Below are 26,242 nucleotides of genomic sequence, written 5' to 3' on the forward strand. Positions count from 1 at the left end.
CACAAGATGAGAAAAATTGGCTTTGACAATGACAAATATCTGTCCATGCAGTCTGAGCATATCAGAGAGAGGATCGGACAGTTCGGAGACAAGCTGTATCTGGAATTTGGTGGAAAGTTATTCGACGACTATCACGCATCCAGAGTCCTTCCAGGATTCGCTCCGGACAGTAAGCTTCAGATGCTTCTCCAGCTTGCAGACCAGGCTGAGATGATCATATCTATAAATGCTGCCGACATAGAGCGCAACAAGATCAGACACGATCTCGGCATCACTTACGATCAGGATGTCATCAGACTTATAGGCGTATACAAAGAAAAGGGACTGTATGTGAGCAGTGTGGTAATCACCAGATACGCTGGACAGTCTTCTGCGGATGTTTTCCAGAAGAAGCTTGAAGCAATAGGGATCAAGGTTTACCACCACTATTCAATCGACGGATATCCAAACAACGTAGAAAAGATCGTCAGTGATGAGGGATACGGCAAGAACGAGTATGTTGAGACTACCAGACCTCTCGTCATCGTCACAGCACCTGGCCCTGGAAGCGGCAAGATGGCTACATGCCTCTCCCAGCTCTACCATGAGAATAAGCGCGGTGTGAAGGCTGGCTATGCAAAGTTTGAGACATTCCCTATCTGGAATATTCCTCTCAAGCACCCTGTAAACCTGGCATACGAGGCTGCAACTGCCGACCTCAACGATGTGAATATGATCGATCCGTTCCATCTGGAAGCATACGGTGAGACCACAGTCAACTACAACCGTGATATAGAGATCTACCCTGTCCTTGCGGCTATGTTCGAGGGAATCTACGGACACTGCCCATACAAGTCACCTACAGACATGGGTGTCAACATGGCAGGAAACTGCATCGTTGACGACGAGGCTTGTCAGGAGGCTTCAAAGCAGGAGATCATCAGAAGATATTATCAGTCCGTGAACAGATTTGTCAGAGACGAGGCTACAAAGGATGAGGTCTACAAGCAAGAACTCATCATGAAGCAGGCAAAGATCACCGTGGATGACCGCGCCGTTGTCCCTGTTGCTAACAAGCTTGCCGAGGAGACCGGTTCTGCTGCCGCTGCACTTGAGCTGCCAGACGGAACCATCGTCACAGGTTCTACCTCAGACCTTCTCGGACCTTCATCAGCAGTCCTCCTGAATGCCATCAAGATACTTGGCGGCATCGACAAGAAGACACACCTGATTTCAAGAACATTTATCGAGCCTATACAGAAGCTCAAGACTCAGTACCTTGGCAGCAAGAATCCAAGACTCCACACAGACGAGGTTCTCATCGCCCTGTCCATGTGTGCAGTATCAGATCCAAATGCCAAGCTTGCTCTGCAGCAGCTTCCAAAGCTTGCCGGATGCCAGCTTCACACATCTGCCATACTGTCGGCGGTTGATATGAACACATTCAAGAAGCTTGGAATCGAGTTCACGAACGAAGCGGTGTATGAGGGTAGGATGTAAGCGCATAATATTTTCGCATTTTTATGAAAAAACGGCAGAAAGATACAAAATAATTTAAAATTGTATCTTTCTGCCGCTTTTTTGCTGTTTAGCGATAATTTTGTGATATTTTGAACATCCAGCTACTCTTCAGATAAAAACAGTGCGTTATCTCTTCTCCTTATACATCATGAGATGTGCCACCATAAGAAGTGCACTGGATATCCAGATCGACTTGAACCCCAGATGCAGCGTGCACACGCCGCCAGCTCCGGCGCCAAGTGCGAATATGATGATGATTCCATAATAGTGCATGGCCTTTCTGAGTGCCCCAGGCTCTTTGTCCCTGAGGTATACCGACAGACTCTCCGTTCCGCTTCGGAGATTTCCTATACACATCGTGCTGGCATAGCCGTAGCCATTTACCTTTCTGAAAGTCTGAACCTGCATGGAGCAGGCAAATGACACAAGCATCGTGGCGAGCAGATTGAACCTCACCGGTATGAATCCAACCGCAAACAATATCACGATCTCCACCAGCACAACTATCTGTCTCCAATGTATGCGGGATGCATTCTTGTATCTATGGCTTATCCTCTCCGCCACCAGCACGCCAAGTGCAAATGCGATCAACGGAAAAAGGTATCTCAATGCAATCTTAAAATCTCCCATCATAAGATGCTGGCTCATGAGAACCACATTTCCTGTCTGGGCGTTGGAGAACACCTCATCTCTGGCATTGTATGTATATGCATCCTGAAATCCCCCCGAAAGCGCAAGTATCGCACTGAGCAGGAATGTTTCGGATGTCTGTCTGAGTTCTCTGTTCTTTCTTAGCATACGCATCGTCTCTTTTCTATCTATATTTAATATTTGCAGTCTGTCTCATGCAGTAGGTAGTTCCCTGATACAAACTGCAATCCAATTAAACAAGATAACACAAATTCTTTATTTTACAATATGTATTCTTTTATAAACATTCTGTTAAATATCCTTGGCTGTTATTGCATTTTTTACCATAACAAATTATTATACTTACACAACTTGACAAATGCTGGTTCTATGCTATTCTATAGTCATATGGAGAGTCCTGCCAATTATATAAGTGGACATTCAGCAGAATAGCGTCACCTTTCAGGTGAACTATAAAAAGGACTATGTACGCATAGTCCTTTTACATTTTATAAGGAGGCATATTGAAACACGAATTAAAATTATATTGGATAGATATGAAATATATCCGCAATCTACACGCCAAAGATGACAGAATATACAACTCAAGTCCACAACTAGCTAAACATACTCGACCATATATCGGAATTATAGTCACTTGTAATGGTCAAAAATATTGTATACCATTAACATCCTTCAAACCAAAACACGAAAACATGTCTGATAGGATTGATTTTTCTCGAATTATTATAAATAGCAAAATCATCGCCGCTCTCAATTTCAGCAGAATGATTCCAGTTGAAACATCCCAATTATCAAGAATAGATACCAAAATAAGAAAGCACGATACCTCTGAAATTGCCAAAAGAAAGCAACTCTACAGGCAGGAGCTCCAATGGTGTAATGAAAATTACGACAAAATAGTCAACAAAGCCAACGTTCTTTACAACAAATACATGTCCGGCGAATATTTTAAACGAAGGCATGATTGCTTAAACTTCGCAGAATTAGAAAAGATATGCAAGCACTATAATTCACAATAAAAACCGCCACAGTCGGAAACCCATCCGGCTGCAGCGGTTTGCTATCCTTTATATTACAATTTACATTGCCTTCTTATATATCTCAGCGATCTCCTCCTGTGTGAATACCACAGGGTTGTTAGCTATGCTGGCTGCCGAAACCTTCATACAGTTCTCAGCCATCCAAGGAATATCCTTCTCCTCTATGCCGAGGTCTGAAAGCTTGACGTCAAGATCAAGATTCTTCAGAAGAGTTCTGATCTTCGGTGCCAGATCATCCGCCGTGATACCTCCAAATATTCTGGCGATCTTCGCGAACTTGAAGTGATCTTCCTTGTAGGATGCCTCGATGATAACTGGTGTCAGAGCTGCAAGTCCCTTGCCGTGAACTATATCCTTAAGTCCGCTGGCTGGATGCTCCATTCCGTGAGCCAATGTGACTCCGGCTGTGTTGATGACCATACCGCCTATGGTGCTGGCCAGTGTTATCTTCTCCCAGCTCTCCTGGGTTCCTCTGCCCTTATATACATCCACAAGATTGTGGGCGATAAGATCGATCGCATACAGTGCAAGCGCATCTGTAAATGGCTGCGAGATCTTTGATGTGTATGCCTCCATGCAGTGGCACAGTGCATCAAATCCAACTGCCGCAAGCACATGCTTTGGCATGGTCTTCATGCAATCCGGATCCACGATGGATACCTTTGCCACGATGGCATTGCATCTGAGCGACTTCTTGTCGCCATTTTCCGGATTGGTGAGAACCGCAAATCCATTTCCCTCTGAACCTGTTCCACAGGTTGTAGGAATAAGCACAAGCGGAAGTGCCGTATCGCTGACCCAAGCGAAAATACAACCTCAACCTGATATCCGGCGGAAAGGGAATGGAGAACATCGTAAGCTGGGTATACATATCAGAGGATATATCCACATCCACATTCTTGAACGGAGGGGAACCTGCGGACTTATTCTGAATACCGGCAGATATATATTTGAGGAGGACATAACCGATGAGATCGTCAGGCTGTGTCACCTATATTCGTTCCCGCTGTTCACCATGCCATGGGACACAAGGATATTTGATATAACCCACGACTACTACAACAGGATATTTGAAGACTCCAGGGATGATGGCAACATGACCGCAGCATTCCAGAATATTCTCATGGGGAATTCTCTGACCGACGAGCAGACTGACACACTAAGAGGCTCCGGATTCAACAATGGCTGCTACAACGTTCTGTCCATCGATACAGAAGCAACAGATGATTTCATGTATATCCTGCAGAAGGTCTGCAACAATACAGATCTTGTCTTTCATGCATTTGTATATGATGGCAGTCCGACAGTTATCCTGAGGTGCCCTTCCTCTGGATCCATCGCAGACAAATGCAGTGACATCGCAGAGCAGCTCGGTGGGGTCATAGAGTACGACAAAACCCATCACTCAGCTCTGACGGACACTCTGTACGAATATCTTAAGTGCAGCGGCAGTGTTCAGCACATCTCTGAGAAAATGTTCTGCCACAGGAATACGATAAATTACAGGCTCCGGATAATAAAAGAAGAGCTGGAATATGATCTCTCCAATGCGGAGGTCAGATTCCAGCTCATGGCTGCATATAAGCTCAGAGAGATACGAAAAGTATAACTCTCTCCAATTATATCTATTACATAAAATGTGCATACACCGATGCAAGTATAACCGTAAGTATTCCCGTAACTGCAATCGACAGACTGCTCATGGCTCCCTCAACCTCGCCGATCTCCATCGCCTTGGCAGTTCCGATGGCATGGGCTGATGATCCCAGGGCAAGTCCCTTTGATATAGGTTCTTTGATACGGAATATCTTGAACACGATCTCTCCGATTATATTGCCGATCACTCCGGTCACAACTATGACTGCAACCGTGATGGTCACATATCCGCCAAGCTCTTCCGAAACACCCATTCCGATAGCTGTGGTTATGGACTTCGGAAGAAGTGTCACATAATCTTTATGGGAAAGTCCCATGACCTTGCACAACACAAGGACTGTAGTCAGACTCGTTATAACTCCGGCAACTATACCGCCGAGCACAGCCTTATAATTGTGCTTTAAAAGCTCCCACTGCTCATAGAGTGGGATTGCAAGACACACTGTAGCCGGTGTGAGGAACCAGCTCAGATACTTTGCGCCTTCATTGTACACATCGTAATCCACATCAGCCACAACCAGCACCACTATAGTCACTATGATGGACACCAGCAGTGGGTTAAGTATAGCTATCTTAAGTTTCTTTTTAAGTACACTTCCAAACATATATGCCAGAAGGCTTATAGTCACCCCTGCAAATATGGACGATTCAAACATATCACTCATTTTCAGTCTCCTTCTTCTTGTCTCTCCTTATTATAAGCTGTGATACCCAGCCTGAAGCAAGCATGACCGTGATGATGACGACCACCGTTATGACGCTGACTGGCACAAGCACAGGCTTAAGCGTTCCCCACGACGACATAAGGCCCACACCAGCTGGTATGAACATGACCGGCATGATCTCTATGAGAAACTTGCCCACACTCTTCACATCGTCCAGCTTGAGGATCTTGGTCTGTAGGCAGATAAACATGATAACCATACCATATATACTCGCCGGAATTGGTAGTGGAACTATGTACTTAAGTATCTCACCGATAAAGGATATGGCGAGGATTATAAGAAACTGCTTCAAATATTTCATCTTTTTTGTCTTCCTTCTATATATTTATCATGCACATATGGAGCAATGATTCATAACTTTGGTATACATGCCTGTATACAGCCTCCGCATGTCGGGCCTTTTTCACAAAAAAGGAGGTTCGATACACAGATATAATTACTCTGTATATTCAAACCACCCTTTAACCCTTTGATTATTATATTCTCACTCTAATTTTATTCAATAGAATATTCTGCTTTTTCTAATTTTTGATAAATATAACAAATTTTTTAATTCAATCTGAAAATATTTCGTAAATATTTCTATTGACTATTATTTTTTGCAGGAATCTCATCCTATGAATTTTTCATGATCACTGTGTTCACAATATCCGCCGCATGCTCGCACACATCCATACAGTTCTCTATGCAGGCATATATGTTTTTCCACACGACCACAGTCCTAAGGTCACTCTCACCGTACAGTCTGTGCATATTCTCCACATACAATCTGTCTCCCTGCTCCTCAAGATCATTTACCCTGATTATGCTCTGCCCAATGGTCTTTGAACTTTTGAATCTCTTCAATTCTCCGATCACATCCTGCAGTGCCTTGATGCACTCGAGGAGCAGTTCTACCATCTGGGGTACATCCTCTCTGATAGTATCCACATTGCACATATAAATCTGTAGGAACACATCCTCAACAGCATCGGTAATATCATCCAGATAGTTAGACAGGGCAACCAGATCCTCCCGTTCAATCGGTGTTATGAACGCCTGACTGAGCACAGTCATCATCTTATGTTTCTTGCCATCGGCCTTCTGCTCAAGCTCATGCATACGATCAAGATTTTCCTTGATGGTGTCCACCGAAAAATCCACAACTACGTTCTTCAGAAACTCCGCAGCCTGATACGAGATCTCCACACATGTATTCAGATTTTTAAAATAAAACTCGTCCTTTTTCTTCTTCATAGTTTTTCTCCTTATAATAAAAACTCTGTGTTTGTAGGTGGTTGAAAAACTCATACGCTGCAATCGTGTAAGTGATTTTTGCATTACCAAATCAGGGGAATACGCAGCCGCCGGTCCTTAGGTGGAGCCTCAAGCGGCACCTTAGTACCGCTGCAGGCTAAGTTAAGTGGGAACGACCCCTGATTGGTATGTCAAAATATCACTTGCACTTCTCAGCCTGCATTTTCAACCACCTACAAACTACCCCAGCCACACGATCAGCAGCTTTGCCATGCCATATCCTATGACACCGCAGCCAGGGAATGTGAGCACCCAGGCGAGCACCATATCACGCACCACCTTGAGGTTAATCGCAGATGCCCTCTTCTCAGCACCCACGCCCATGATGGCTGTCGTCTTCACATGGGTGGTGCTGACCGGGATTCCACATACCGTCGAGAGCAGGATACAGAGTGCCGCCGACAGATCAGCCGCAAATCCCTGGTATTTCTCAAGCTTTACCATATCCATTCCAACAGACTTGATGATCTTCTTTCCTCCAATTGATGTTCCAAGTCCCATGACAACCGAGCAAAGTATCATCATCCATATTGGTATCATTACATTTTCTGCACTGCTCTGTCCATTTACGAGAAACAGCCCAAGCAGGAGAACTCCCAGGAACTTCTGACCGTCCTGGGCTCCGTGCATGAATGCCACCGCCGCCGAGCCGGCCACCTGTGCTTTTGAGAAGAAAGCATTTGTCTTTCTTCTGTCAAAGCGGTAACAGATAACCGCGAGCAGCTTGCACACCACAAATCCGACTGCGAATCCGAGAACGGTTGACAGCACAAGACCATATATTACTTTTATCCACTCTGAAGGATTTACACCGTCCAGTCCTCCCTGAAGTGCTATGGCTGCGCCCGTAAGTCCGGCTATCAGTGCATGGCTCTCACTTGTTGGTATGCCAAATGCCCATGCACCGATTGCCCATATTACGATCGCCGTCATTGCCGCACACAGAGCGATCATAGCTGAGTCTGTGTCACCGCCGAAATTCACCATGTTCTTGATAGTCATGGCTACCTTTGAATTGACAAGCGACATGATAAGCACCCCAAGGAAATTGCAGGCAGCCGCCATAATTATCGCCTTATCCACATCTATACATCTGGTAGACACACACGTCGCTATGGCATTTGGTGCATCCGTCCATCCATTTACCAGAATTACTCCAAGTGTCAGCAGGACGGCGATCAAAAGCGCCGGATGGCTCACAACCTGCTCTGCAAAATATGAAAATGTAATATTCTCCAGCATGTCTATCTCCTATTATCCTGTATGGCCTTAATGATCTGTATTATCGCAGTTGGTGTAAATGCAAGTCCCGCTATCTTCAGCACATCCGCCGCTCCAAGACTTACCACGCTGAACAGACTGTGAAGTCCCGGTATGAACAGGACCGCAGCCAGAAATGCCACTCCGGCTAAAAATGCATATACGCTGTATTTATTTGATCTAAATCCAAGCTTAAACATCGACTCCTCACTTCTGCAGTTAAAACCGTGGAACAGTCTGGCGAGTGTCAGTGTTGCAAATGCCATGGTAGTGGCTTTTGCCGGACTCACCGGCAGTCCAAGATGGAATGCTGTCATGGTCGCTACAGCGATGAGAAGGCCCTCCGAGAGCATCTTTGCCATAAAGTCAGATGTCAGGATTCCCTTCTTAGGATCCCTCGGTTTTTCTGATAGCAGCGATGGGTCAGCCGGCTCCATTCCTATCGCGAGCGCAGGAAGAGAATCTGTGAGTAGGTTGATGAACAACAGATGTACCGGTGCAAACGGAACAGGCAGGGCGGCTATCGAGGTGTAAAGCACCGCCAGTATTCCAGCTGTGTTTCCTGACAGCAGGAACAGTATCGCATTCTTTATGTTCCTGTATACATTTCGTCCATTTGACACAGCCTTGATGATGGTTGCAAAGTTGTCATCTGAGAGGATCATGGCCGCCGCGTCCTTGGACACCTCCGTGCCGGTTATTCCCATGGCAACACCTATGTCTGCCTTCTTGAGTGCAGGGGCATCATTGACACCATCGCCTGTCATGGCTACTATATTGCCGTTCTTCTGCCATGCATCGACTATCCTTATCTTATTCTCCGGTGACACCCTGGCATATACAGATATCTTTGTTATGTCACGTGCAAGCTCCTCATCAGACAGAGCGTCAAGCTCCTCTCCCGTGAGTGCCATGTCCCCATCTTCGTATATTCCGATCTGCTTCGCTATGGCAACCGCTGTGATCTTGTGGTCTCCGGTTATCATGACCGGCTTTATGCCCGCACGCCTTGCATCGGCAACCGCTGCCATAGACTCCGGGCGTGGCGGATCCACCATGGACACAAGTCCAAGGAATGTAAATCCATACTCAGTATCAACTCCCAGTACCTCATCACTTTCCTTATATGCAAATGACAGTACACGGAGGCCATTCTCTGAGAATGCCTTGTTCTGAGCCTTGATCTTCGCTTTTTCTTCATCTGTCATAGGCTTTACGCCATCGCTGTATCTCACGCTCACGCATCTGTCAAGCAGCACATCCACAGCACCCTTGGTGAGTATGGTCGGAACCCCATGAAGCAGATACTTTGTACTCATAAGCTTTCTGTCCGAGTCGAACGGAACCTCCTCCATTCTGTCCATGCAGTCCCTGAGTACATCCTCCTTCAGACTCCATTTTACAGCCTCCGCAGGAACAGAGATACCTGTACCATCCGTCTCCATGCCTGGCATCATGTGGACCTGACGGAACATCTCAAGCAATGCATATTCCGTCGGATCTCCTATTCCTTTTCCATCCACTATGCTGGAATCATTGGTGAGAACCGCATCATATAGCAGATACCTGTGGAGCTGGTTATGGGAATCAAGCTCCTCCGGCTTGTAAAGTTTTCCATCCAGATATATCTCCTGCACGGTCATCTTGTTCTGTGTAAGTGTTCCGGTCTTGTCTGAACAGATGACTGACACGCATCCAAGACTTTCAACCGCCTTGAGGTTCTTGATGATCGCATTCTCCTTCGCCATCTTCTGGGTGCCAAATGCCTGCACGATGGTAACTATCGAACCAAGAGCCTCAGGTATAGCTGCAACTGCAAGGGCGACTGCGAACATCATGGAATCAAGCACCGCCATCTTCCTGTATATACAGAGGACAAATACCAGCGCGCACACGATCATGATGAATGCCGCAAGCCTTGCACTGAACTTGTCAAGACTCTCCTGAAGCGGAGTCTTTCTCTCCTTTGCCGCATTCATAAGTCCTGCGATCTTACCGAGCTCCGTATCCATTCCTGTTCCGGTCACAAGCACCTCTGCTCGTCCGTATGTAACAAGACTTCCTGAATACACCATATTTGTCCTGTCTGCAAGAGGCACGGAACCTTCTATTATTGCATCATTCTTTTCCACATTTGTAGATTCTCCGGTGAGTGAACTCTCATTTACCTGGAGTGAGAAGTTCCTGAGTATCCTTCCATCGGCAACTATCATATCGCCCGCCTCGAGCAGCACGATATCACCCGGAACTATCTCGCGGGACGGAAGCTCCTGCTTCACACCATCTCTCATAACTTTTGCATTTGGGGATGAAAGCTGTTTCAAACTGTCAAGCGAACGCTCGGCTTTCACATGCTGCACCGTTCCAAGCACAGCATTCATGACGAGTACCGCCAAGATTACTATGGTACTCTCGATATTGTCAGAAAACATAGAAATGACCGCTGCTATGATCAGTATGATCACCAGCAGGTCACAAAACTGGCTGAGGAACACCTGTAATGTGCTCTTTCTCTTGCCTTCCTGGAGAACATTTTCTCCCTTTTCACTGCGGATCTCCTCTGCCCGCTCCGTCGACAGTCCGCGGCTGTCTGTCTTGAATTCTTTTAGTAATTCATCACCGGAACAGTTCCAAAAATTTTTCTCTGTCATACACACCAGACTCCTTTTCTTCTTAATCTCTGTAAACAGGTTGTGTGTGTCATGCAAAGAAAAAGGAACGAGACCTTCATTGCATGATAAACACACAATAAAAGTCTCGTTCCTTTCAAGTTCTATATACGCTACTATATATACTCCGAAAGCGTGCGTCCCGGTTCCCTGCACAGGTATGTCCCAGCCAGAAAACGTGATGACGAGATCGCACAACATCTTATAACCGATGTGAACTACTCCCTGATATTTCCGACATAATAACACGGGAACCCTTTGATTGTCAAAGGATTCCCGGCTAGTATTTGGTAAAGAATTTATAAACTTTTAATTCAACGCATCATATCCGCTCTCCTTTGTACGGATCTTAGTTGCAGTACGGATCTCGTAGCTGAATATCTTGCCGTCTCCAACCTCGCCTGTATATGCCGCCTTCTGGATAGCCTCGATGGTCTTCTTCTCCCATTCCTCAGATGACACAACTATCTCAAACTTGATCTTCGGCTGCATCACCACATCTACCTCCGTACCACGGACAAGCTTCTTATATCCTCTCTGTGCTCCGCATCCCATAACCTGAGATACTGTAATTCCATTTACATCTATGGCATTCAACGCTTCCTTGACGTCCTCAAAGACCTCCTCGCGCACGATAGCCTCAACCTTTATCATCATAATAGATCTCTCCTTCCTATATCTTTGCTGTCCTACGAATCAAGTCCATTGAATGTTGGATATGCACTCTCGCCGTGCTCTGAGATATCCAGACCTACCTTTTCTTCTCTGTCTGTTACACGGAGCGGTGTGAAAAGTCTCACAATTCCAAGACAGATAAGTGTTCCGACTACGGCAACTACGATCGTAACCACAATGCCAACAAGCTGCATCAGGAACAAATGTACATCTCCGAATACCAGACCATCCCAACGAGCTACACTGTTGATCGAGCTCTTTGCAAATAAACCTGTTGCGATACCTCCCCAGATACCGCCGATACCATGACATCCAAATGCATCAAGTGCATCGTCTATCTTCAGCTTACCCTTAAGGAATGATATTGTAAAGCAGCAGATCGGGCTGACAAGCGCACCGATGATGAATGATGACCAGATCGGCACAAATCCAGCGCCAGGTGTTATGGCCACAAGACCGACAACAAGACCTGTCGATGCACCGACCAGGGTAGGCTTTCCATCCTTTATCACATCTATTATCATCCATGAGAGCATTGCGCTGGCACTGGCAATTGCCGTTGTCATGAATGCATGTGCTGCAAGACCATTTGCGCCGAGGGCACTTCCGGCATTGAAACCGAACCATCCAAACCAAAGGATGAATGCACCGAGTGCTACAAATGGAATGTTGTGAACTCTGTATGCTGTGTTCTCATATCCCTTTCTTCTTCCAAGGATGATAGAGAATACAAGAGCGCTCACACCTGAACTTATATGTACTACATTTCCTCCCGCGAAATCAACTGAACCGATCTCTCCGAGGAAACCACCCTGGCCCCATACCATGTGAGCCATCGGATAATAAACGATGATCGACCAGAGCATGATGAAGAAGAACAACGCCTTGAACTTCACACGTCCGACCAGTGAACCGGTGATAAGCGCCGGTGTGATCATGGCGAACATCATCTGAAATGCAACGTATACAAGATGAGGTATATTGTCCGCATAAGGACCAGCCTCATCCATCTTTATCCCGTTAAGTGCAAACCACTTGAGATCTCCTATAACACCTCCGTGATTAGTGCCAAATGAGAGTGAGTAACCGAACAACACCCACATGACAACTGAAAGTCCCATGATGGCCGTACATGCCATGATGGTATTTACAACATTTTTCCTCCTGACGAGGCCTCCGTAGAAGAATGCAAGTCCGGGTGTCATGAAGAACACCAGAGCCGCACAGATCATAATAAAACCAGTATCTCCCGTATTCATAGTTTCTTCCTCCTTAATTATACTCATCTGGGGAACGCGATATCTCATTCTCCCATGGGGACGGAGGTACCTGTCCCCTCCGTCTCCATTGTCGAAACAAAAAAGGCGCCAAACGAATCTTTTCGATTCATTTGACGCCTTTGTCGTGATTTATAATAGCAGACTTCAGAAAATAATGCAAGAGGTAATTTTAAATTGTTTTTCACAAGCTATTTTGTTGTTTTTGCAAAGTTTCTTAATTAAATCTTTATCGCGCACTCAATTTAGACATATCAGATTTTTTACGGCTGCTATTTCTACGCCACCCCTGTGGGCTCCATTCCAGCATTTCCAGCTGCTGCCATACTTACATTTGCCGTAACCGGGATATGTTCCTTACATGCAATTGCAACATCCCGCATGGATGGCACTGACACACTCTCTGTCTGCCAGAACCGCTCTGTAACCACGGATATTGCATGTGTGATATGTCTGTAATCATTCTCGCATCCCAGAGCCTCACTGACATATCTGTAATGAATTTCCTCAAGATATTCAACTATATCTATTCCATCATCAATACTATCTAAATTTACATTATCGGATGATATCATCTGATTCACATAGTCATGCAGCTCTGTCTCGTACTGGCAGTGTTCTCTAAGATTCCCAGGAAATATACTGTTGTGCGGATATGTGAATGAATCCGCCACATAGTGAACAAGCTTTCCGAGAAGAAAGCTCTGTCTGACAGTTCCCATTCCGCCTTTCTCAAGTTTCTTTGTGAGTTTTTCCATATACTTCATGACATTTTCGTAATTGTGTCCTCTAAGTTTCTCCTCGCCACGGATGCTGCCCCTGAAATAAGTCAGCATATTGATATCCGGCTCTATGCTGCCAAATATGAACGCCGCCTTCTGCAGCTTAGATGCGCCGGCATCCATGTGATCCATAATATAGCTGCTCAGATTCATGTGGTCTGCTGTTCTCATATTTAACGCCTCCTGCCTGTTCTGCCATCAAGCACAGCTTGATAAGCTTCTCATGTACAAATGTATCCTCTATATCTTTTTCGTTGTATATAGTGTAAACGATAGATATAAAATCCACAGGAAGAAACTATAAATACTTTCTAAATAGACCGTAAAATATTCAGAAATTCATGGCAATTAAGAGAGTTCCAGCAGTGATGCATACCACGCCAACAGCCGCTTTCTTGGTCAGCTTTTCATGGAACACGATTCCTGAAAATGCAATGGTGATGAGCATGCTCAGCTTGTCTATCGGTACTACCACGCTTGCCGGTCCGTCCTGAAGTGCCCTGTAATAACACAGCCAGGATGCTCCCGTGGCTATTCCGGAAAGCGCAATAAACAGCAGCTCCTTCATCTCTATGCCATTTATCTCATGCTGTTTTCCTGACACAAACACCATAAGCCAAGCCATGACAAGAACCACCGTTGTCCTGATCGCCGTGCCCAGATTTGAGTTGATATCCGATATCCCTACCTTGCCGAGTATCGCTGTCAGACTGGCAAAAACAGCTGAGAGCACGGCGTACAACAGCCAGCTGCCATGCAAAAGTCCCATTCCCCGCTGTTTCTGTGCCACACTGCCACCGTCTGTTGACATATGTTCGACATCTTTCCCTGACAGCTCCTGATCATCTGCAGTTTTCTTTTTGGTGATCATAAGCATAGTGCCCACACCTATCATAACTATTGAGATACCCTTAACCCAGGTGATCCCCTCATGTAGGAATATAAGGGCAAGCAGAATCGTGAGCACGGTGCTTGATTTGTCTATGGGAACGACCTTGTTGATATCCCCTTTCTGCAGCGCCCTGAAATAACACAGCCAGGATGCGCCGGTTGCAAGGCCGGAGAGGACCAGAAAAAGCAAAGTCTTGCCGCTGATATATGTGTCTGCAGTCCAGGCTCCTGTGACAAGAACCATCAGCCAAGCAAACAGCAGAACCACAACTGTCCTTATGGCCGTCGCCACATCAGAATCCGTCTTTCTTATACCGCATTTTGCAAGTATCGCCGTGATTCCCGCAAAGAACGAAGAACCAGCAGCAAATAATATCCACATTTTACGCGCCTCCCATTTATATGTGACCGTAAGACACACTTACATTTATCATTTTGTATCATCTTTATAGCTAACAGGAAAATGATTAGAAAAAATTTTGATCTTTGATTAAGGTTGCGGGCGTAACAGTTACTGCAAAGTGATTTATTCTACAATGGCGGCGTCCGTCAGTCTGGAATAGTGAGCAGTATATTTCCGTAAAAACAGCAAAGCCGCCCGGTTTCGGACGGCAAATTGGCACAGGCTGTGTTTTATACTCCCCAAAGCAAAGCCAAGCACTTTTCTATTGCATATAAGTTCAAATCCTTGTTTTCTCGCTTTTCTCAGTCTACCCGTAGCATACGGTAACCGACGCCGATATGCGTCTGAATGTATTGCGGACTGTCCTTTTGCGACTCCAGCTTTTTGCGCAGGGTCGCCATAAACACCCGCAGAGAAGCAATATCTTTTTCCCAGCTGCTGCCCCAAATCTGCTGCGTGATATAGGTGTGCGTCAGCACCTTTCCGACATTATGAGAGAGCAGACACAAAAGCTTGTATTCAATCGGGGTCAGGTGCAATTCCTCCCCATTTAGATAAGCACAGCCGGCAGCATAATCAATTTTAAGCTTGCCGTTTTGGAAAACGGGTGAGTCGGCGTCGCCGCTTGCCTGAAGCAGCAGCAGCCGTCTTTGCGTGACCCGAAGGCGTGCCAAAAGCTCCTCTATGGAAAAGGGCTTTGTCAGATAGTCGTCCGCCCCGGCATCCAGCGCCGTGATTTTGTCTTTATCCTCGCTGCGCGCACTGATCACAATAATGGGCATATTTGACCATGAGCGGATGCTTTCGATCACCTGTGTGCCGTCGATATCCGGCAACCCCAGATCCAGCAGAACGATATCCGGGTTATGGGAGGTCGCTTCTATAATAGCGCTGTGTCCGTTCTCCGCGGTCAGGTAGCGGTAATCGTGCGCCTTTAATGTTGTTACGATCAGATTGCGGACGGGACGGTCGTCCTCCACAACGAGAACAAGGGGTTTATTCATTCAGAGTCACCTCGCTGAGCGGTAAAGTAAAGGTAAATATGCAGCCGTGCGGTACGTTATCCGTAAGCGTCAGCGTTCCGCCGTGCAGCTCTACGATAGATTTACACAGGGTAAGCCCGATCCCGAAGCTTCTGCGGCTGTCTGCAACGGTATTTTTCCCGGTGTAAAACATCTCAAAAATATGCGGTTTCATATCGTCTGCAATTCCGTTTCCGTTATCGGCGACTCGGATTACGGCATCCCCGCCCTGTTTTTCGGCACTTACGCAGATCTCGGAGCCTTGTTCGGTATATTTCAAAGCATTATCAATAAGGTTGACAATGACCTGCACGATAAGCTGTGCGTCCATACGGGCAAGGATCAAATCGTCGCACCTTACCGTCACCTTGTGTCCGACGGATTTTTTCTTCAAGTGCGAAACGGCTTCGTTGACCACTTCGTCTACAAGCTGGTCGGTAAGCTCCAGCTTCAGGCGTCCGTCATTCAGCCGTGTAACATACAGCAGATTTTCCACCACGCCGATCAGCCATTCGGAATCGTCATAAATATCTTTATAGATCTGCTGCTTGGTTGCTTCGTCCAGGCAGTTTCCGTTATGCAAAAGCGTGTCCGCATTACCCGAAACGGAGCAAAGCGGCGTGCGCAGATCGTGTGAGATCGACCGCAAAAGGTCGGCGCGCAGCTGCTCGCTTTTTGCAAGATCTGCCGCCCGTTCCTTTTCGGCGGCGTTGTGAGCATTATCCATTGCCAGCGCACATTCGTTCACAACCGAAAGTACGATGCTGCTCTCAAATGAATCGGGCTTTTCGGGTTTCATCGGTATCCCGATTACACCGTATACTCTGCCGCCTGCACGGATCGCAAAATAAAGACATTCGGATTTTCCAAACTGTGCTGTCGCTGCTCCTGCACGGCAACCGTTTTGAAGCACCCATTCTGCGGTCTGCCGCTCTGCATCGCTTAGCAGCTTTTCAGCGTGTGTATCCTTTTTTTCGGCATACAGCCGCCCGGACAACATTCCGTTTTCGCCTTTCGTATAGGCAACAATGCTTCGGTCAAGCAGCCGCGAGAGCTGCATACAGGTCACGCTTAAAACATCATCGTTGCTTTTTGCTTTTTGCAGCAGACGATCAGTGTCGAACAGCACCTGCACACGGAACGCGGAGCGAGCCGAGAGCCTTGCATGATCTTTCAGCTTCGAGGCAAGCGTGCCGGTGAGAACGGAAGACGCCAGCATGACTGCAAAGGTAACGGGATAGCCTACGGCATATGTCTGAAAGGACAACCTGGGTTCGGTAAGGAAAAATCCGAACAATACAACACTTAGAAGTGAGCCTGCCATACTGCAAAGGTATCCTTTGGTCAAAACGGAGATCATCAGCACACCTAGGATGTATACCGTAACGATATTGGTATCGGGAAAGTCGAGATGGTCGAACAGAAACCCGATCGCCGTACATACGGCAAGCGCCAGGACGGTCACGGCAATATCCCGCAGCGACGGTATCTCTGCACCTAAGAACAGACGGCGTCTGTGCGGCTTTGTGTAGTTCAGTGCATCGGGAATAATATGAATGTCAACATCGGGGGCGGAGGAGATCAGCTTTTCAGTGAGAGTCGGTCTTCCGAACAGCCATCTGCGTCTGGCACTGCTTTGCCCGATCACAATTTTTGTGACATCGGAAAGCCTGACATATTCCGAGATCTGCAGCGGTACATCCTCGCCGTGCGTCATAACGATCTCGGCGCCGAGCCTTTGCGCGAGCTGTATGTTCTGCGAAAGTCGGGACTGATCCTCATCATTTATGACCGTATCCGTCTGCACATAGATGGCGGTAAATCTTGCATGAAGGGTCTTAGCCATCTTTGCGGCGGTGTGTATGATCCTTGCATTGGACGGAGAAGAGGATAGGCAGACAAGGATATGCTCGTCTGTATCGAATTTTGACTGTTCGTTTTGTACTTTCATCGGTTTCACCGCCATTTTTATTTTATTATTATACAGTAAAACTGTAAAAAAATCTACCGCAGTCTAAAAATCATTCTTCTGCCCATCGGAAAGAATAATATCGACATTTCCGTGCGTTTCACGAAAACGGCGGATCTCACATAATATTTCACTTTCGGACAGCCCCTGCGGCAGCAGAATTTCGGAAGGCTCACGGGATTCGTTTTCCTTTAACAATGCTTTTCTGTTTTCTTCAAGAAATCGATCCAGCCTGCTCATAAGATAAAATCCGAAAGCAAATATGCCAAGCAGGCTGACGATCAGCAATAGTTCAGCCATCCTCACTCACCTCTGTTAAATGCGAAAACACTTTTGCAGTTCTTTGTAAGCACCGAGAACCAAAAGAGTGGTCTTGTTCGTAAGAACGGTTTCCGGTGAAACTGCCATATTGATTTTTCCGTTCTCCTTGGTCGCCATGATATTGATGCTGTATTTTCTGCGGATATCCAGCTCTCCGACGGTTTTTCCGATCCACCCCTCCGGAACCTCTACCTCAAAAATGGCATGAGCCTCATCGACCTCGATGTAATCCCGTATGTGATCGGCGGTGTACCGAATAGCAGCCCAATTTGCTACCTGTTTTTCTGGGTAAACGACCTCGTCCGCTCCGTTACGCAGAAGAAATTTCTCCTGCACATCACGCTCGGCACGGGATACAACTAATTTTGCGCCGAGTTCTTTCAGCAAAGAAGTGGTTTCCAGCGAATTTTGAAAATTTCCTCCTATGGTGACTATGCACACATCAAAGTTTCCGATTCCGAGCGACTTTAAAAATTCCGTGTTTGTGCTGTCACCTATCTGTGCGTTAGTAACGATCGGCAGAATTTTATTGACCCTTTCTTCGTTGCTGTCTACCGCCATCACCTCATGCCCGAGCTTATTCAGCTGCAAAGCGATATGCCTACCGAATCTGCCGAGACCTATCAACAATATGTTTTTCATAATATAGTAACTCCTTTATCCGACTGTGATATTTTCGAGCGGCAGCTTTGCACCGCTCTGATTTTTATTGGAGATCGCCGCGTAAATCAGGGTAAGTCCGCCGACTCTGCCGAGATACATCAAGACGATCAAAATAAGCTGAGAAAGAACACCGAGCTGCGGTGTGATCCCAAGGGTAAGCCCGACCGTTCCGACAGCGGACGCCGTTTCGTAAAGGCAGGTGCTAAGCGGCAGACCTTCTGCCGTGCTGATAACAATGCCGCCGACAAAAAACAGCAGGAAATACATTACGGCAACGGCTGCGGCGTTTTTCACTGCCGAACCGTCAATGCGCCTGCCGCAGACTTCGACATCGTCCTTTTTGCAACAGACGGAGAATGCACTCAGAATCAGAACGGCAAGCGTGGTCGTTTTCATACCGCCTGCCGTGGAGCCGGGCGATCCGCCGACGAGCATCAGCAGAATCATAATTGCCTTGGAGGAACCGGTCATAGCGGGAAGATCGGCGGTATTGAAACCGGCGGTTCTCGGTGTGACAGACTGAAAAAGCGACGCAAGAATCCTTTCGGCGAGCGGCAGCCCCGTAAAATCACAGAAGAAAAAGAATACTGCGGGAGCGATAATGAGGATTGCCGTTGTTACCAATATGACCTTACTTTGCATACGGTATTTTTTGAAATGCCACTTGTTTGTGTAAATATCGTCCCAGGTCAAAAATCCAATACCGCCCACAATAATTAAAAGCATAATTGCAATGTTTATTGTAGGCTCTCCGATGTATCCCGTAAGAGACGGGTATTTGTTTTCTGCGGTGCCGAGTATGTCAAAGCCGGCGTTGCAAAAGGCGGAAATTGAATGAAATGCCGCCATCCAAATTCCCTTGATACCAAAGTTTCTGCAAAATGTCGGCAGCATGACGATCATTCCGATAAGCTCGATCAAAAAAGTTCCCCGTACAATAAAGCGGGTCAGGCGGACGATCCCGCCGACCTTCGGGGCAGAGATGGCGTCCTGCATGGTACTGCGCTGCATCAGCGATATTTTTCTGCCGGACAGCATGGCGAAAAATGCCGCAACTGTCACAACACCGAGCCCGCCTATCTGGATCATCAGCAGTATTACCGTCTGCCCGAAAGCGGACCAATAACTGCCCGTATCCTGCACGACCAGCCCCGTAACGCAAACGGCCGAGGTCGATGTGAACAGCGCCTCGTGAAACGGCGTAACAACTCCGGCAGTCGATGAAAACGGCAGCATCAATATCAGTGCTCCGAGCAGAATAACCCCGGCAAAGCCCAAAACGATCAGCTTAAAGGATGACAGTCGCTTTTTTCTATGTGTAATTTCAGACATATATACTTCTCCTGTTTTTGTTTGTTTACAAAGAGTATATCATGAAATATAAAAAAACGGTGTAATGATCCGGTGTGCTGTATTAAGATTGCATTAAGGCGCTCGGCTTTGACAAAGACATCGCCGAAGGAGCCATATCAATTCTGACAGAACTCGGCATCATATCATGATCAGACATTCGAATAAAATATCCCCATATAATTTCTGGGAATAAATAATTTCAGAATTATATGGGGCATTTTATATCTGTTCTATATTTCTACTAATAAATTATTCACATAAATATATCTATCATAGATAATCATACTCTTTACAAAAGGCCCTTAACGTCCTCCGCGATCATCTCTGCATCAAGACGATTATCCTTAAGAACCTCTTCGACATCGTACCTGTCAAGGAATTCCTTCTTAAGACCATAATTCAGTACCTTCATATCCGAATCACCGTAGAATCTTGCAATCTTCTCGCCAAATCCGCCGTCCAGTATACCATCCTCGATGGTGACGACAACCGAGTGGTCTGCCTTGAGGCTTTCAAGAAGTTCCTCATCGAGACCTGTGATATAGTAAGGATTGATGACAGTGGCATCTATTCCAAGCTCACTCTTCATCTCGTCTGCTGCAGCATTTGCCAGACTGTAGAAGGTTCCAAGGCCGAGTAGGGCAACCTTGCTTCCCTTCTGTGTCACCTCATATTTATTCAGATATCCAAAGTTCTTCGTAACAGGTCTTCCACTTACCATCGCACCACCTGGAAGCTTGATGGCCACCGGATGCTCATTCTGCTCTATGCTCCAGTCAAGCATGGCAATATACTCTTCCTTTGTTGTCGGAGCAAGATATACAAGATTCGGGATATTTGAAAGCATTGGGATATCCTGAAAGCCCAGATGTGTCACATCGTTCATCCCATATACAGACCCTGCAAATGTCACTATAGTGGCTGCATTGTTGTTGATACAGAGATCCTGGGATATCTGGTCAAATGTTCTCTGCACAAATGAGCTGTACACACCGAACACTGGCTTTCCGCCGCCTGCTGCAATTCCCGACGCAAGTGCCACCGCTGTCTCCTCTGCGATTCCCACGTCAACAAACTGCTTTCCGGCCTCACGTCTCTTATCCTCTGTAAATCCTATAACTGTCGGTGTTCCCGCTGTGATGGCAACGACCTTTGGATCCTTCTTCATCTTGTCAAGCAGGTAATCACAGGACACGCTTGAGTAGTCCTCCTCGTCACCTTCAAATAACGATCTTCCTGTCTCTATGTCAAATGGTCCGCTGTAGTGCCACTGCTCCTTGTGCTCCTCGGCTGGTGCATAACCCTTTCCCTTGAGGGTTCTGATGTGGACCACAACAGGCTTCTTTGAATCTTTTACCTTCTGGAATGTGTCTATGAGGGCTGCCACATCATTGCCTTCGTGCACGTAATAATAATCAAGTCCCATGGCGCGGAACAGATTGCACTCTGCTGTTCCCTTAGTATCTCTGAGTAATTTGAGATTTGTATAGAGTCCTCCGTGGTTCTCAGCTATGGACATATCGTTGTCATTTACAACTATGATGAGGTTGCCATCCAGTTCTTTAGCGTAGTCCAAGCCTTCAAGGGCCTCTCCTCCTGACAGGGAGCCATCGCCTATCACCGCTATCACATTGCCCTCTGCGCCCTGAAGGTCCCTTGCCTTTGCAAGGCCTGCAGCCAGACTGATGGATGTTGAAGTATGTCCAACCGTGAAGAAGTCGTGCTCGCTCTCATGCGGGTTGCTGTAACCAGTCACATCATCATAGTGCTCCTCATAGAGGTAGGCATCCTTTCTTCCAGTAAGCATTTTATGAGGATAGCTCTGGTGTGACACGTCATACACAATCTTATCCTTAGGTGACTCAAATACATAGTGAAGTGCTATGGTTGCCTCAACCATACCAAAGTTCGGTCCAAAATGTCCGCCGTGTTTGCTGGCTCTGATGAGAAGTGCATGTCTCATCTCGTCTGCAAGTGTTCCCATCTCTTCTACTGTCAGTTTCTTTACATCCTGTGGTCCGTTGATATTTTCAATATACATTTTTCTTTATCCTCCTGTTTTAACATAGTGCATTCGCCATCGGTAATTTACCTGTCCCATACAAGCTTGCCGGTCTTCACGGCCTCCTCATATTTGGATATCTTGTAATGTAATCTATCCATGGTGGCTTCGATCTGTTTTCTCTGCTCCTCAAGTTTCTCATACTGCTCCTTAAGGAGATCCAGCCTCGCGCCAAATGTAGCATCTCCCATCTGGAACAGTTTTACATATTCAATAAGCGCCTCTATCGGAACACCAGCATTTCTCATGCATACAGTGTGTTCAACCCAACTGACATCATTTTCCTGATAATCCCTGTTACCGTTAGCATTTCTAGCAACAGGAGGGATAAGCCCAACCCTCTCGTAATACCTGAGCGTATCAGCGGTGATATCAAACTTTTCACTTACTTCTTTGATAGTCATATTGCCACCTCTTTCCTAATTTCAAGAAAACCTTTCTATTTATAGCTATATGCACTCACACAATACCTATATGTTACATTGAATATATCACTTGGAGCTCACTCCAAGTCAACCCCCAATTTTCTCCCCCCTGGGGACGGAGGTGCCTGACCCCATACAGGATATAAAAGAGGCGGGCAACGTAGTTACCGCTGTCCGCCTTTATATACATGAATATGTAAATTTTTATGCTACGCACTGATTCCAACTGTCGAGCAGATATTTACTGCAATGATATCATCCACTGTTACACCAAAGATGGCGGCCAGAATGATCAGGTTATCTACGGTTGGCATAGCCATACCCTTCTGCCACTTGTATATCGCATTTGGAGTGGCAAATCCAAATATATCCTGCAGATCCTTTACAGAAAAACCTGCATTCTGTCTAAGCTTCACAATATTTCTGCCTGTTCCTGTCATGTCAATTGTTGGTACATTACACATAATACTTCCCTCCCAAAATTCTCATCTCATCTGCATTGCTACAATTGTGACAGATTTCTTCTTCACAAAGACGAGTTAAAAAACACGCAAAAAACGCCCATCCACATGAATACTTCTATAATACTCACATGGATGGACGCTTTTTCGTACATCATGATTCCAATCTATAAATGCTGATAGATCTGGCTGATCTCAGTCTATCGAAACCTATCTGATCTGTTATGTATTTGCTCAGATCATTCAGGTCAGCATATTTGTATGATCATGTTCCGTACGCTCTCGCCCTGTACCATATGAGTACATATGTTCACGCAGCTTATCATCTGTATGTAAAGTATTCCCTGCCACATCACTATTAAACTCTCGGGTTATGTATTTAGCGAAAACTATACTTAACATGATTCTTTCCTTTCCTGACTACCCTTCCGGGTTCCTTTTCCTAAGTCATTTTTTATTGGTGTGTCCTGATTTTCTTCTTTTATTTGACCACCTAAACTGTACTCTACCACAAATATAATCATTTGTCATTACACCGCTGGTATAAAATTATTTTATCCCCGGACCGACCTTTATCCCCGGCTGCTTCAAGCTCCCTCACTATCCAGGTCATGATAACATCCACCAGATACTCCTGCTGTCTTGGACCAAGCTCCACTCCCGGGGCAAATGTATGCCACTTACGTATGCATTCCCGGCAGCATGTAGCCGTCGCATGCTGTGCCACAAATACCGGATGTCCCCGCATGGGAGTCTGCTTTCCGTCATTTGGTATGAATGCCGGAGCTTCCCTCTGCGCTATGAAATCCCGTGCATGCTGTCTTATGGTATCCAGCCCCTTTTCATGTATATAGTCGATATCTTTCTGTGTCAAATGAAATCCACTGCGAAATTTCGACCTTCCCAGACGCTCAAAAAGCCGGGCGTACCATTCTTCCTTTGTCAACCCTATCATCTCCATTTATAAGTGTCATCGTATTTCCTCCGTATGAAAACTGATTATAGAAGCTGATTAAGCCTCTGTGTCTAATATATATCTAATCCGTACATTTTCCAAGTTCATTGTTCACTGCCTCACGAATCTTATAAAAAAAATTTTTTAAAGACCATAAAAAAACTCTTGATACTCGTATATATATTGAGAGTTAATGATATACCAGTTACAATAAATCATCGGGACGATACGATGGGCTTTACAATAAGGAGGTTTCAACTATGAAAAAACGAATGACAGCTTTACTACTCAGCGCCTGTATGTGTGCAGGTCTTGCCGGCTGCGGCACAAATACACCGGGGAATAATCCCGGTCACACCAAAACTGATTCGTCGGTCACTTCCCTCACTGACAACATCACTGTGACTTCGGTCAAAACGGATATAACATCATTTGACCAGCTAAAGAACGGAATCAATGAATTCTCTATGAATATGTATTCTGCACTTCCAGCTGACGAGAACATATTTTACTCGCCTTACAGCATTGCAAGTGCACTGTCCATGCTGGATGTAGGTGCCGGCGGTACAACAAAAAATGAGCTAGAAAACGCTCTCGGCATAACAGATCTTGATAAGTGGAACGATGAGATGAAGGCATATCTGTCAAAGGACTGGTCTCAGAATACATTTGTCAACACAGCAAATTCAGTATGGATGAACAAGGGAACGACTTGGGCGGCCAATATAAATTCCGACTTTCTTACACCTGCCAAGGATTATTACTCCGGTGAAATCTACGAGGCCGACTTCGATGGTCAGGCAGACAAGGTTGTTCAAAATGTCAACAACTGGGTGAGTGACAACACCAACAAGATGATCCCTGAAATCTTAAAGGAGATTCCTGGCGGAACCGTGATGATGCTCATAAACGCAGTTTACTTCGAGGGGAAATGGGATACTCCTTTTACCGAGGATAAAACTTTTCAGAGCAGCTTCTACGGAACCGACAAGGAAAGCGTTGTTGATATGATGCATCTCTACGGTGAGCACTTCACATACATGGACAACGGTGAGATCAAAGGAATCACTCTTCCATACGACGGCGACAATGTTGTCATGAAGGTGTTCATGCCAACCGCCGATGACGGAGACATAAATGAACTCTTTGACAAACTAAGCAACGAAGAAAAACAGAAGCTCATCGACTCTCTGGATAATGCCAACAACGTAGAGATCGATACACTCCAGCTCCCAAAATTCACAGATGAGCAGAGTATCGACGGTCTTGACGACATTCTGAAAAACATGGGAATCCAGTCGGCATATTCGGAGAGTGCTGACTTCTCCAAGATCGCCGATGGCATAGCCGTTTCATCAGTCAACCACAAAGCAAAGGTGATTGTGGACGAGAACGGAACCAAGGCCGCAGCAGAGACAGACATCATGATCAAGGAAACAGCAATGATGCCAAGTGAGGAAACATATAACTTTATTGTGGACAAGCCATTTGTGTATGTGATTGAAGATCAGAGCACTGGCATGATCCTGTTCATGGGCAGGGTGAATTCGCTGTAATTTTTGATTATCGACACATACCAGGACTTGCTTCAGCAGCTTTTACTCGCAAAAAATGGAACATTTTCACTTTTCTTTGCGAATATCAAAAAAGCACACAAGATCTCAAAATCTTGTGTGCTTTTTTCTATAGACCCGCTATTCCGACTTTCTCTCTGAATTCTCATTGGATTCTGTCGTGTCACCTGTTTCTCTGAGATTCTTCTCCCGTATATACTGGATCGCCTCTTTTACGGCTGCTTCCTCCTCATCCTTTGCTATCTTTCTTGCATAGGATACAGTCTTTACGAGGTTGGCTATGAGTATAATGGCAAGCGGAACAAGAATTATGGGTACAAATATAAGTGGGTTGGACACAAGCCTCACTATCTTGCCAAGTATGAGCGATGACCACACCACTTTGCCAAGCAGATCTCTTGAGTCCACATCGTAACGGTCCACCACATTATTGGCATCGCCTTTTGTAATATACCTGTAATTATTACCATCTGTCTCTATCGAGACAACTCTATGTGTATTTACTGCACCAGAAAGAGCCGGATCCGATGAATAAAATGATATGACATCATTCTCATGTATGGCTGATGGATCTGTCTGCTTAACAATTGCCTAGTCTCCCCCATTTTT

General features: G+C 45.9%; 25 protein-coding genes. 4 read left to right on the plus strand and 21 right to left on the minus strand.

Annotated elements, in window-relative coordinates; genetic code table 11:
- Positions 1-6 precede the first annotated feature (6 nt).
- Positions 7-1,479, plus strand: coding sequence for a DUF1846 domain-containing protein (locus GT575_RS13730; protein WP_015534206.1), 1,473 nt, complete (start codon positions 7-9; stop codon positions 1,477-1,479).
- A 147-nt stretch (positions 1,480-1,626) separates the two neighbouring features.
- Here GT575_RS13730 and GT575_RS13735 read toward each other — a convergent pair whose 3' ends face one another.
- Positions 1,627-2,298: a YoaK family protein gene (locus GT575_RS13735; RefSeq protein WP_055224431.1), complete on the minus strand. Its 672-nt coding sequence runs from the start codon at positions 2,296-2,298 to the stop codon at positions 1,627-1,629.
- Positions 2,299-2,654: 356 nt separating this feature from the next.
- Here GT575_RS13735 and GT575_RS13740 point away from each other — a divergent pair, with 356 nt between their 5' ends.
- Entirely contained in the window at positions 2,655-3,173 is a 519-nt protein-coding gene (locus GT575_RS13740; RefSeq protein WP_118649377.1) for a type III toxin-antitoxin system ToxN/AbiQ family toxin, read from the plus strand.
- A gap of 60 nt (positions 3,174-3,233) precedes the next feature.
- Here the strand turns inward: GT575_RS13740 and GT575_RS13745 are convergent, their stop codons facing one another.
- Complete coding sequence (locus tag GT575_RS13745) at positions 3,234-4,004, minus strand: iron-containing alcohol dehydrogenase (protein WP_330375695.1); 771 nt, start codon at positions 4,002-4,004, stop codon at positions 3,234-3,236.
- Between the two features lie 205 nt (positions 4,005-4,209).
- Between GT575_RS13745 and GT575_RS13750 the strand changes: the two genes are divergently transcribed.
- Positions 4,210-4,803 carry a helix-turn-helix domain-containing protein gene (locus GT575_RS13750; protein WP_015534209.1) on the plus strand — a complete coding sequence of 198 codons (594 nt, stop codon included), beginning with the start codon at positions 4,210-4,212 and terminating at the stop codon, positions 4,801-4,803.
- A 19-nt stretch (positions 4,804-4,822) separates the two neighbouring features.
- Here GT575_RS13750 and GT575_RS13755 read toward each other — a convergent pair whose 3' ends face one another.
- From GT575_RS13755 to GT575_RS13840, 18 genes are all read right to left on the minus strand, one after another.
- Positions 4,823-5,515 (minus strand): LrgB family protein, encoded by a 693-nt coding sequence (locus GT575_RS13755; RefSeq protein WP_015534210.1) that lies wholly within the window; start codon positions 5,513-5,515, stop codon positions 4,823-4,825.
- Complete coding sequence (locus GT575_RS13760) at positions 5,508-5,876, minus strand: CidA/LrgA family protein (protein ID WP_022216747.1); 369 nt, start codon at positions 5,874-5,876, stop codon at positions 5,508-5,510. The genes GT575_RS13755 and GT575_RS13760 overlap by 8 nt, the downstream gene beginning before the upstream one ends.
- 314 nt (positions 5,877-6,190) lie before the next feature.
- Complete coding sequence (locus tag GT575_RS13765; protein ID WP_015534211.1) at positions 6,191-6,811, minus strand: DUF47 domain-containing protein; 621 nt, start codon at positions 6,809-6,811, stop codon at positions 6,191-6,193.
- Positions 6,812-7,051: 240 nt separating this feature from the next.
- The gene (locus GT575_RS13770; RefSeq protein WP_015534212.1) at positions 7,052-8,113 is read right to left on the minus strand and encodes an inorganic phosphate transporter; all 1,062 of its coding nucleotides are present in this window, start codon (positions 8,111-8,113) and stop codon (positions 7,052-7,054) included.
- Between the two features lie 2 nt (positions 8,114-8,115).
- Positions 8,116-10,782: a cation-translocating P-type ATPase gene (locus GT575_RS13775; protein WP_161172231.1), complete on the minus strand. Its 2,667-nt coding sequence runs from the start codon at positions 10,780-10,782 to the stop codon at positions 8,116-8,118.
- A 327-nt stretch (positions 10,783-11,109) separates the two neighbouring features.
- Positions 11,110-11,457, minus strand: coding sequence for a P-II family nitrogen regulator (locus GT575_RS13780; RefSeq protein WP_004850656.1), 348 nt, complete (start codon positions 11,455-11,457; stop codon positions 11,110-11,112).
- A gap of 32 nt (positions 11,458-11,489) precedes the next feature.
- Positions 11,490-12,734, minus strand: coding sequence for an ammonium transporter (locus GT575_RS13785; RefSeq protein WP_022058952.1), 1,245 nt, complete (start codon positions 12,732-12,734; stop codon positions 11,490-11,492).
- A 296-nt stretch (positions 12,735-13,030) separates the two neighbouring features.
- Positions 13,031-13,705, minus strand: a complete 675-nt coding sequence (locus GT575_RS13790) for a zinc dependent phospholipase C family protein (RefSeq protein ID WP_161172232.1) — start codon at positions 13,703-13,705, stop codon at positions 13,031-13,033.
- A 160-nt stretch (positions 13,706-13,865) separates the two neighbouring features.
- A complete protein-coding gene (locus GT575_RS13795; RefSeq protein ID WP_055147804.1) occupies positions 13,866-14,807 on the minus strand; it encodes an EamA family transporter in 942 nt (313 codons plus the stop codon).
- A gap of 323 nt (positions 14,808-15,130) precedes the next feature.
- Positions 15,131-15,832 carry a response regulator gene (locus GT575_RS13800; protein ID WP_015534217.1) on the minus strand — a complete coding sequence of 234 codons (702 nt, stop codon included), beginning with the start codon at positions 15,830-15,832 and terminating at the stop codon, positions 15,131-15,133.
- Positions 15,825-17,801 carry an ATP-binding protein gene (locus GT575_RS13805; protein ID WP_161172233.1) on the minus strand — a complete coding sequence of 659 codons (1,977 nt, stop codon included), beginning with the start codon at positions 17,799-17,801 and terminating at the stop codon, positions 15,825-15,827. Before GT575_RS13805 ends, GT575_RS13800 begins: the two co-directional genes overlap by 8 nt.
- Before the next feature lie 63 nt (positions 17,802-17,864).
- The gene (locus GT575_RS13810) at positions 17,865-18,119 is read right to left on the minus strand and encodes a hypothetical protein (RefSeq protein ID WP_015534219.1); all 255 of its coding nucleotides are present in this window, start codon (positions 18,117-18,119) and stop codon (positions 17,865-17,867) included.
- A 15-nt stretch (positions 18,120-18,134) separates the two neighbouring features.
- On the minus strand, positions 18,135-18,782 hold the full coding sequence (locus GT575_RS13815) for a potassium channel family protein (RefSeq protein WP_015534220.1): 648 nt from the start codon (positions 18,780-18,782) through the stop codon (positions 18,135-18,137).
- 15 nt (positions 18,783-18,797) lie between these two features.
- Positions 18,798-20,135 carry a TrkH family potassium uptake protein gene (locus GT575_RS13820; protein ID WP_055147807.1) on the minus strand — a complete coding sequence of 446 codons (1,338 nt, stop codon included), beginning with the start codon at positions 20,133-20,135 and terminating at the stop codon, positions 18,798-18,800.
- Positions 20,136-20,445: 310 nt separating this feature from the next.
- Positions 20,446-22,197, minus strand: a complete 1,752-nt coding sequence (locus tag GT575_RS13825; RefSeq protein ID WP_161172234.1) for a 1-deoxy-D-xylulose-5-phosphate synthase — start codon at positions 22,195-22,197, stop codon at positions 20,446-20,448.
- Positions 22,198-22,244: 47 nt separating this feature from the next.
- Positions 22,245-22,622 (minus strand): MerR family transcriptional regulator, encoded by a 378-nt coding sequence (locus tag GT575_RS13830; RefSeq protein ID WP_161172235.1) that lies wholly within the window; start codon positions 22,620-22,622, stop codon positions 22,245-22,247.
- A gap of 230 nt (positions 22,623-22,852) precedes the next feature.
- Positions 22,853-23,107 (minus strand): helix-turn-helix domain-containing protein, encoded by a 255-nt coding sequence (locus tag GT575_RS13835; protein ID WP_015534224.1) that lies wholly within the window; start codon positions 23,105-23,107, stop codon positions 22,853-22,855.
- 517 nt (positions 23,108-23,624) lie between these two features.
- On the minus strand, positions 23,625-24,050 hold the full coding sequence (locus GT575_RS13840; protein ID WP_161172236.1) for a DUF4186 domain-containing protein: 426 nt from the start codon (positions 24,048-24,050) through the stop codon (positions 23,625-23,627).
- Between the two features lie 269 nt (positions 24,051-24,319).
- Here GT575_RS13840 and GT575_RS13845 point away from each other — a divergent pair, with 269 nt between their 5' ends.
- Positions 24,320-25,615 (plus strand): serpin family protein, encoded by a 1,296-nt coding sequence (locus GT575_RS13845; protein ID WP_161172237.1) that lies wholly within the window; start codon positions 24,320-24,322, stop codon positions 25,613-25,615.
- A gap of 138 nt (positions 25,616-25,753) precedes the next feature.
- On the opposite strand, the gene GT575_RS13850 is transcribed toward GT575_RS13845, so the two are convergent.
- Positions 25,754-26,059, minus strand: a complete 306-nt coding sequence (locus GT575_RS13850; RefSeq protein ID WP_161172238.1) for a hypothetical protein — start codon at positions 26,057-26,059, stop codon at positions 25,754-25,756.
- Positions 26,060-26,242 lie beyond the last annotated feature (183 nt).

The sequence above is a fragment of the Coprococcus sp. BIOML-A2 genome, assembly GCF_009875795.1.
In the GTDB taxonomy this organism is placed as follows: Bacteria; Bacillota; Clostridia; order Lachnospirales; family Lachnospiraceae; genus Coprococcus; species Coprococcus aceti.

Excerpts from the sequence above, each read along its gene's own strand:
- GT575_RS13730 (WP_015534206.1), top strand. The coding sequence starts at position 7 with ATGAGAAAAATTGGCTTTGACAATGACAAATATCTGTCCATGCAGTCT.
- GT575_RS13735 (WP_055224431.1), bottom strand. The coding sequence starts at position 2,298 with ATGCTAAGAAAGAACAGAGAACTCAGACAGACATCCGAAACATTCCTG.
- GT575_RS13750 (WP_015534209.1), top strand. The coding sequence starts at position 4,210 with ATGCCATGGGACACAAGGATATTTGATATAACCCACGACTACTACAAC.
- GT575_RS13755 (WP_015534210.1), bottom strand. The coding sequence starts at position 5,515 with ATGAGTGATATGTTTGAATCGTCCATATTTGCAGGGGTGACTATAAGC.
- GT575_RS13760 (WP_022216747.1), bottom strand. The coding sequence starts at position 5,876 with ATGAAATATTTGAAGCAGTTTCTTATAATCCTCGCCATATCCTTTATC.
- GT575_RS13765 (WP_015534211.1), bottom strand. The coding sequence starts at position 6,811 with ATGAAGAAGAAAAAGGACGAGTTTTATTTTAAAAATCTGAATACATGT.
- GT575_RS13770 (WP_015534212.1), bottom strand. The coding sequence starts at position 8,113 with ATGCTGGAGAATATTACATTTTCATATTTTGCAGAGCAGGTTGTGAGC.
- GT575_RS13775 (WP_161172231.1), bottom strand. The coding sequence starts at position 10,782 with ATGACAGAGAAAAATTTTTGGAACTGTTCCGGTGATGAATTACTAAAA.
- GT575_RS13780 (WP_004850656.1), bottom strand. The coding sequence starts at position 11,457 with ATGATGATAAAGGTTGAGGCTATCGTGCGCGAGGAGGTCTTTGAGGAC.
- GT575_RS13785 (WP_022058952.1), bottom strand. The coding sequence starts at position 12,734 with ATGAATACGGGAGATACTGGTTTTATTATGATCTGTGCGGCTCTGGTG.
- GT575_RS13790 (WP_161172232.1), bottom strand. The coding sequence starts at position 13,705 with ATGAGAACAGCAGACCACATGAATCTGAGCAGCTATATTATGGATCAC.
- GT575_RS13795 (WP_055147804.1), bottom strand. The coding sequence starts at position 14,807 with ATGTGGATATTATTTGCTGCTGGTTCTTCGTTCTTTGCGGGAATCACG.
- GT575_RS13800 (WP_015534217.1), bottom strand. The coding sequence starts at position 15,832 with ATGAATAAACCCCTTGTTCTCGTTGTGGAGGACGACCGTCCCGTCCGC.
- GT575_RS13805 (WP_161172233.1), bottom strand. The coding sequence starts at position 17,801 with ATGAAAGTACAAAACGAACAGTCAAAATTCGATACAGACGAGCATATC.
- GT575_RS13810 (WP_015534219.1), bottom strand. The coding sequence starts at position 18,119 with ATGGCTGAACTATTGCTGATCGTCAGCCTGCTTGGCATATTTGCTTTC.
- GT575_RS13815 (WP_015534220.1), bottom strand. The coding sequence starts at position 18,782 with ATGAAAAACATATTGTTGATAGGTCTCGGCAGATTCGGTAGGCATATC.
- GT575_RS13820 (WP_055147807.1), bottom strand. The coding sequence starts at position 20,135 with ATGTCTGAAATTACACATAGAAAAAAGCGACTGTCATCCTTTAAGCTG.
- GT575_RS13825 (WP_161172234.1), bottom strand. The coding sequence starts at position 22,197 with ATGTATATTGAAAATATCAACGGACCACAGGATGTAAAGAAACTGACA.
- GT575_RS13830 (WP_161172235.1), bottom strand. The coding sequence starts at position 22,622 with ATGACTATCAAAGAAGTAAGTGAAAAGTTTGATATCACCGCTGATACG.
- GT575_RS13835 (WP_015534224.1), bottom strand. The coding sequence starts at position 23,107 with ATGTGTAATGTACCAACAATTGACATGACAGGAACAGGCAGAAATATT.
- GT575_RS13845 (WP_161172237.1), top strand. The coding sequence starts at position 24,320 with ATGAAAAAACGAATGACAGCTTTACTACTCAGCGCCTGTATGTGTGCA.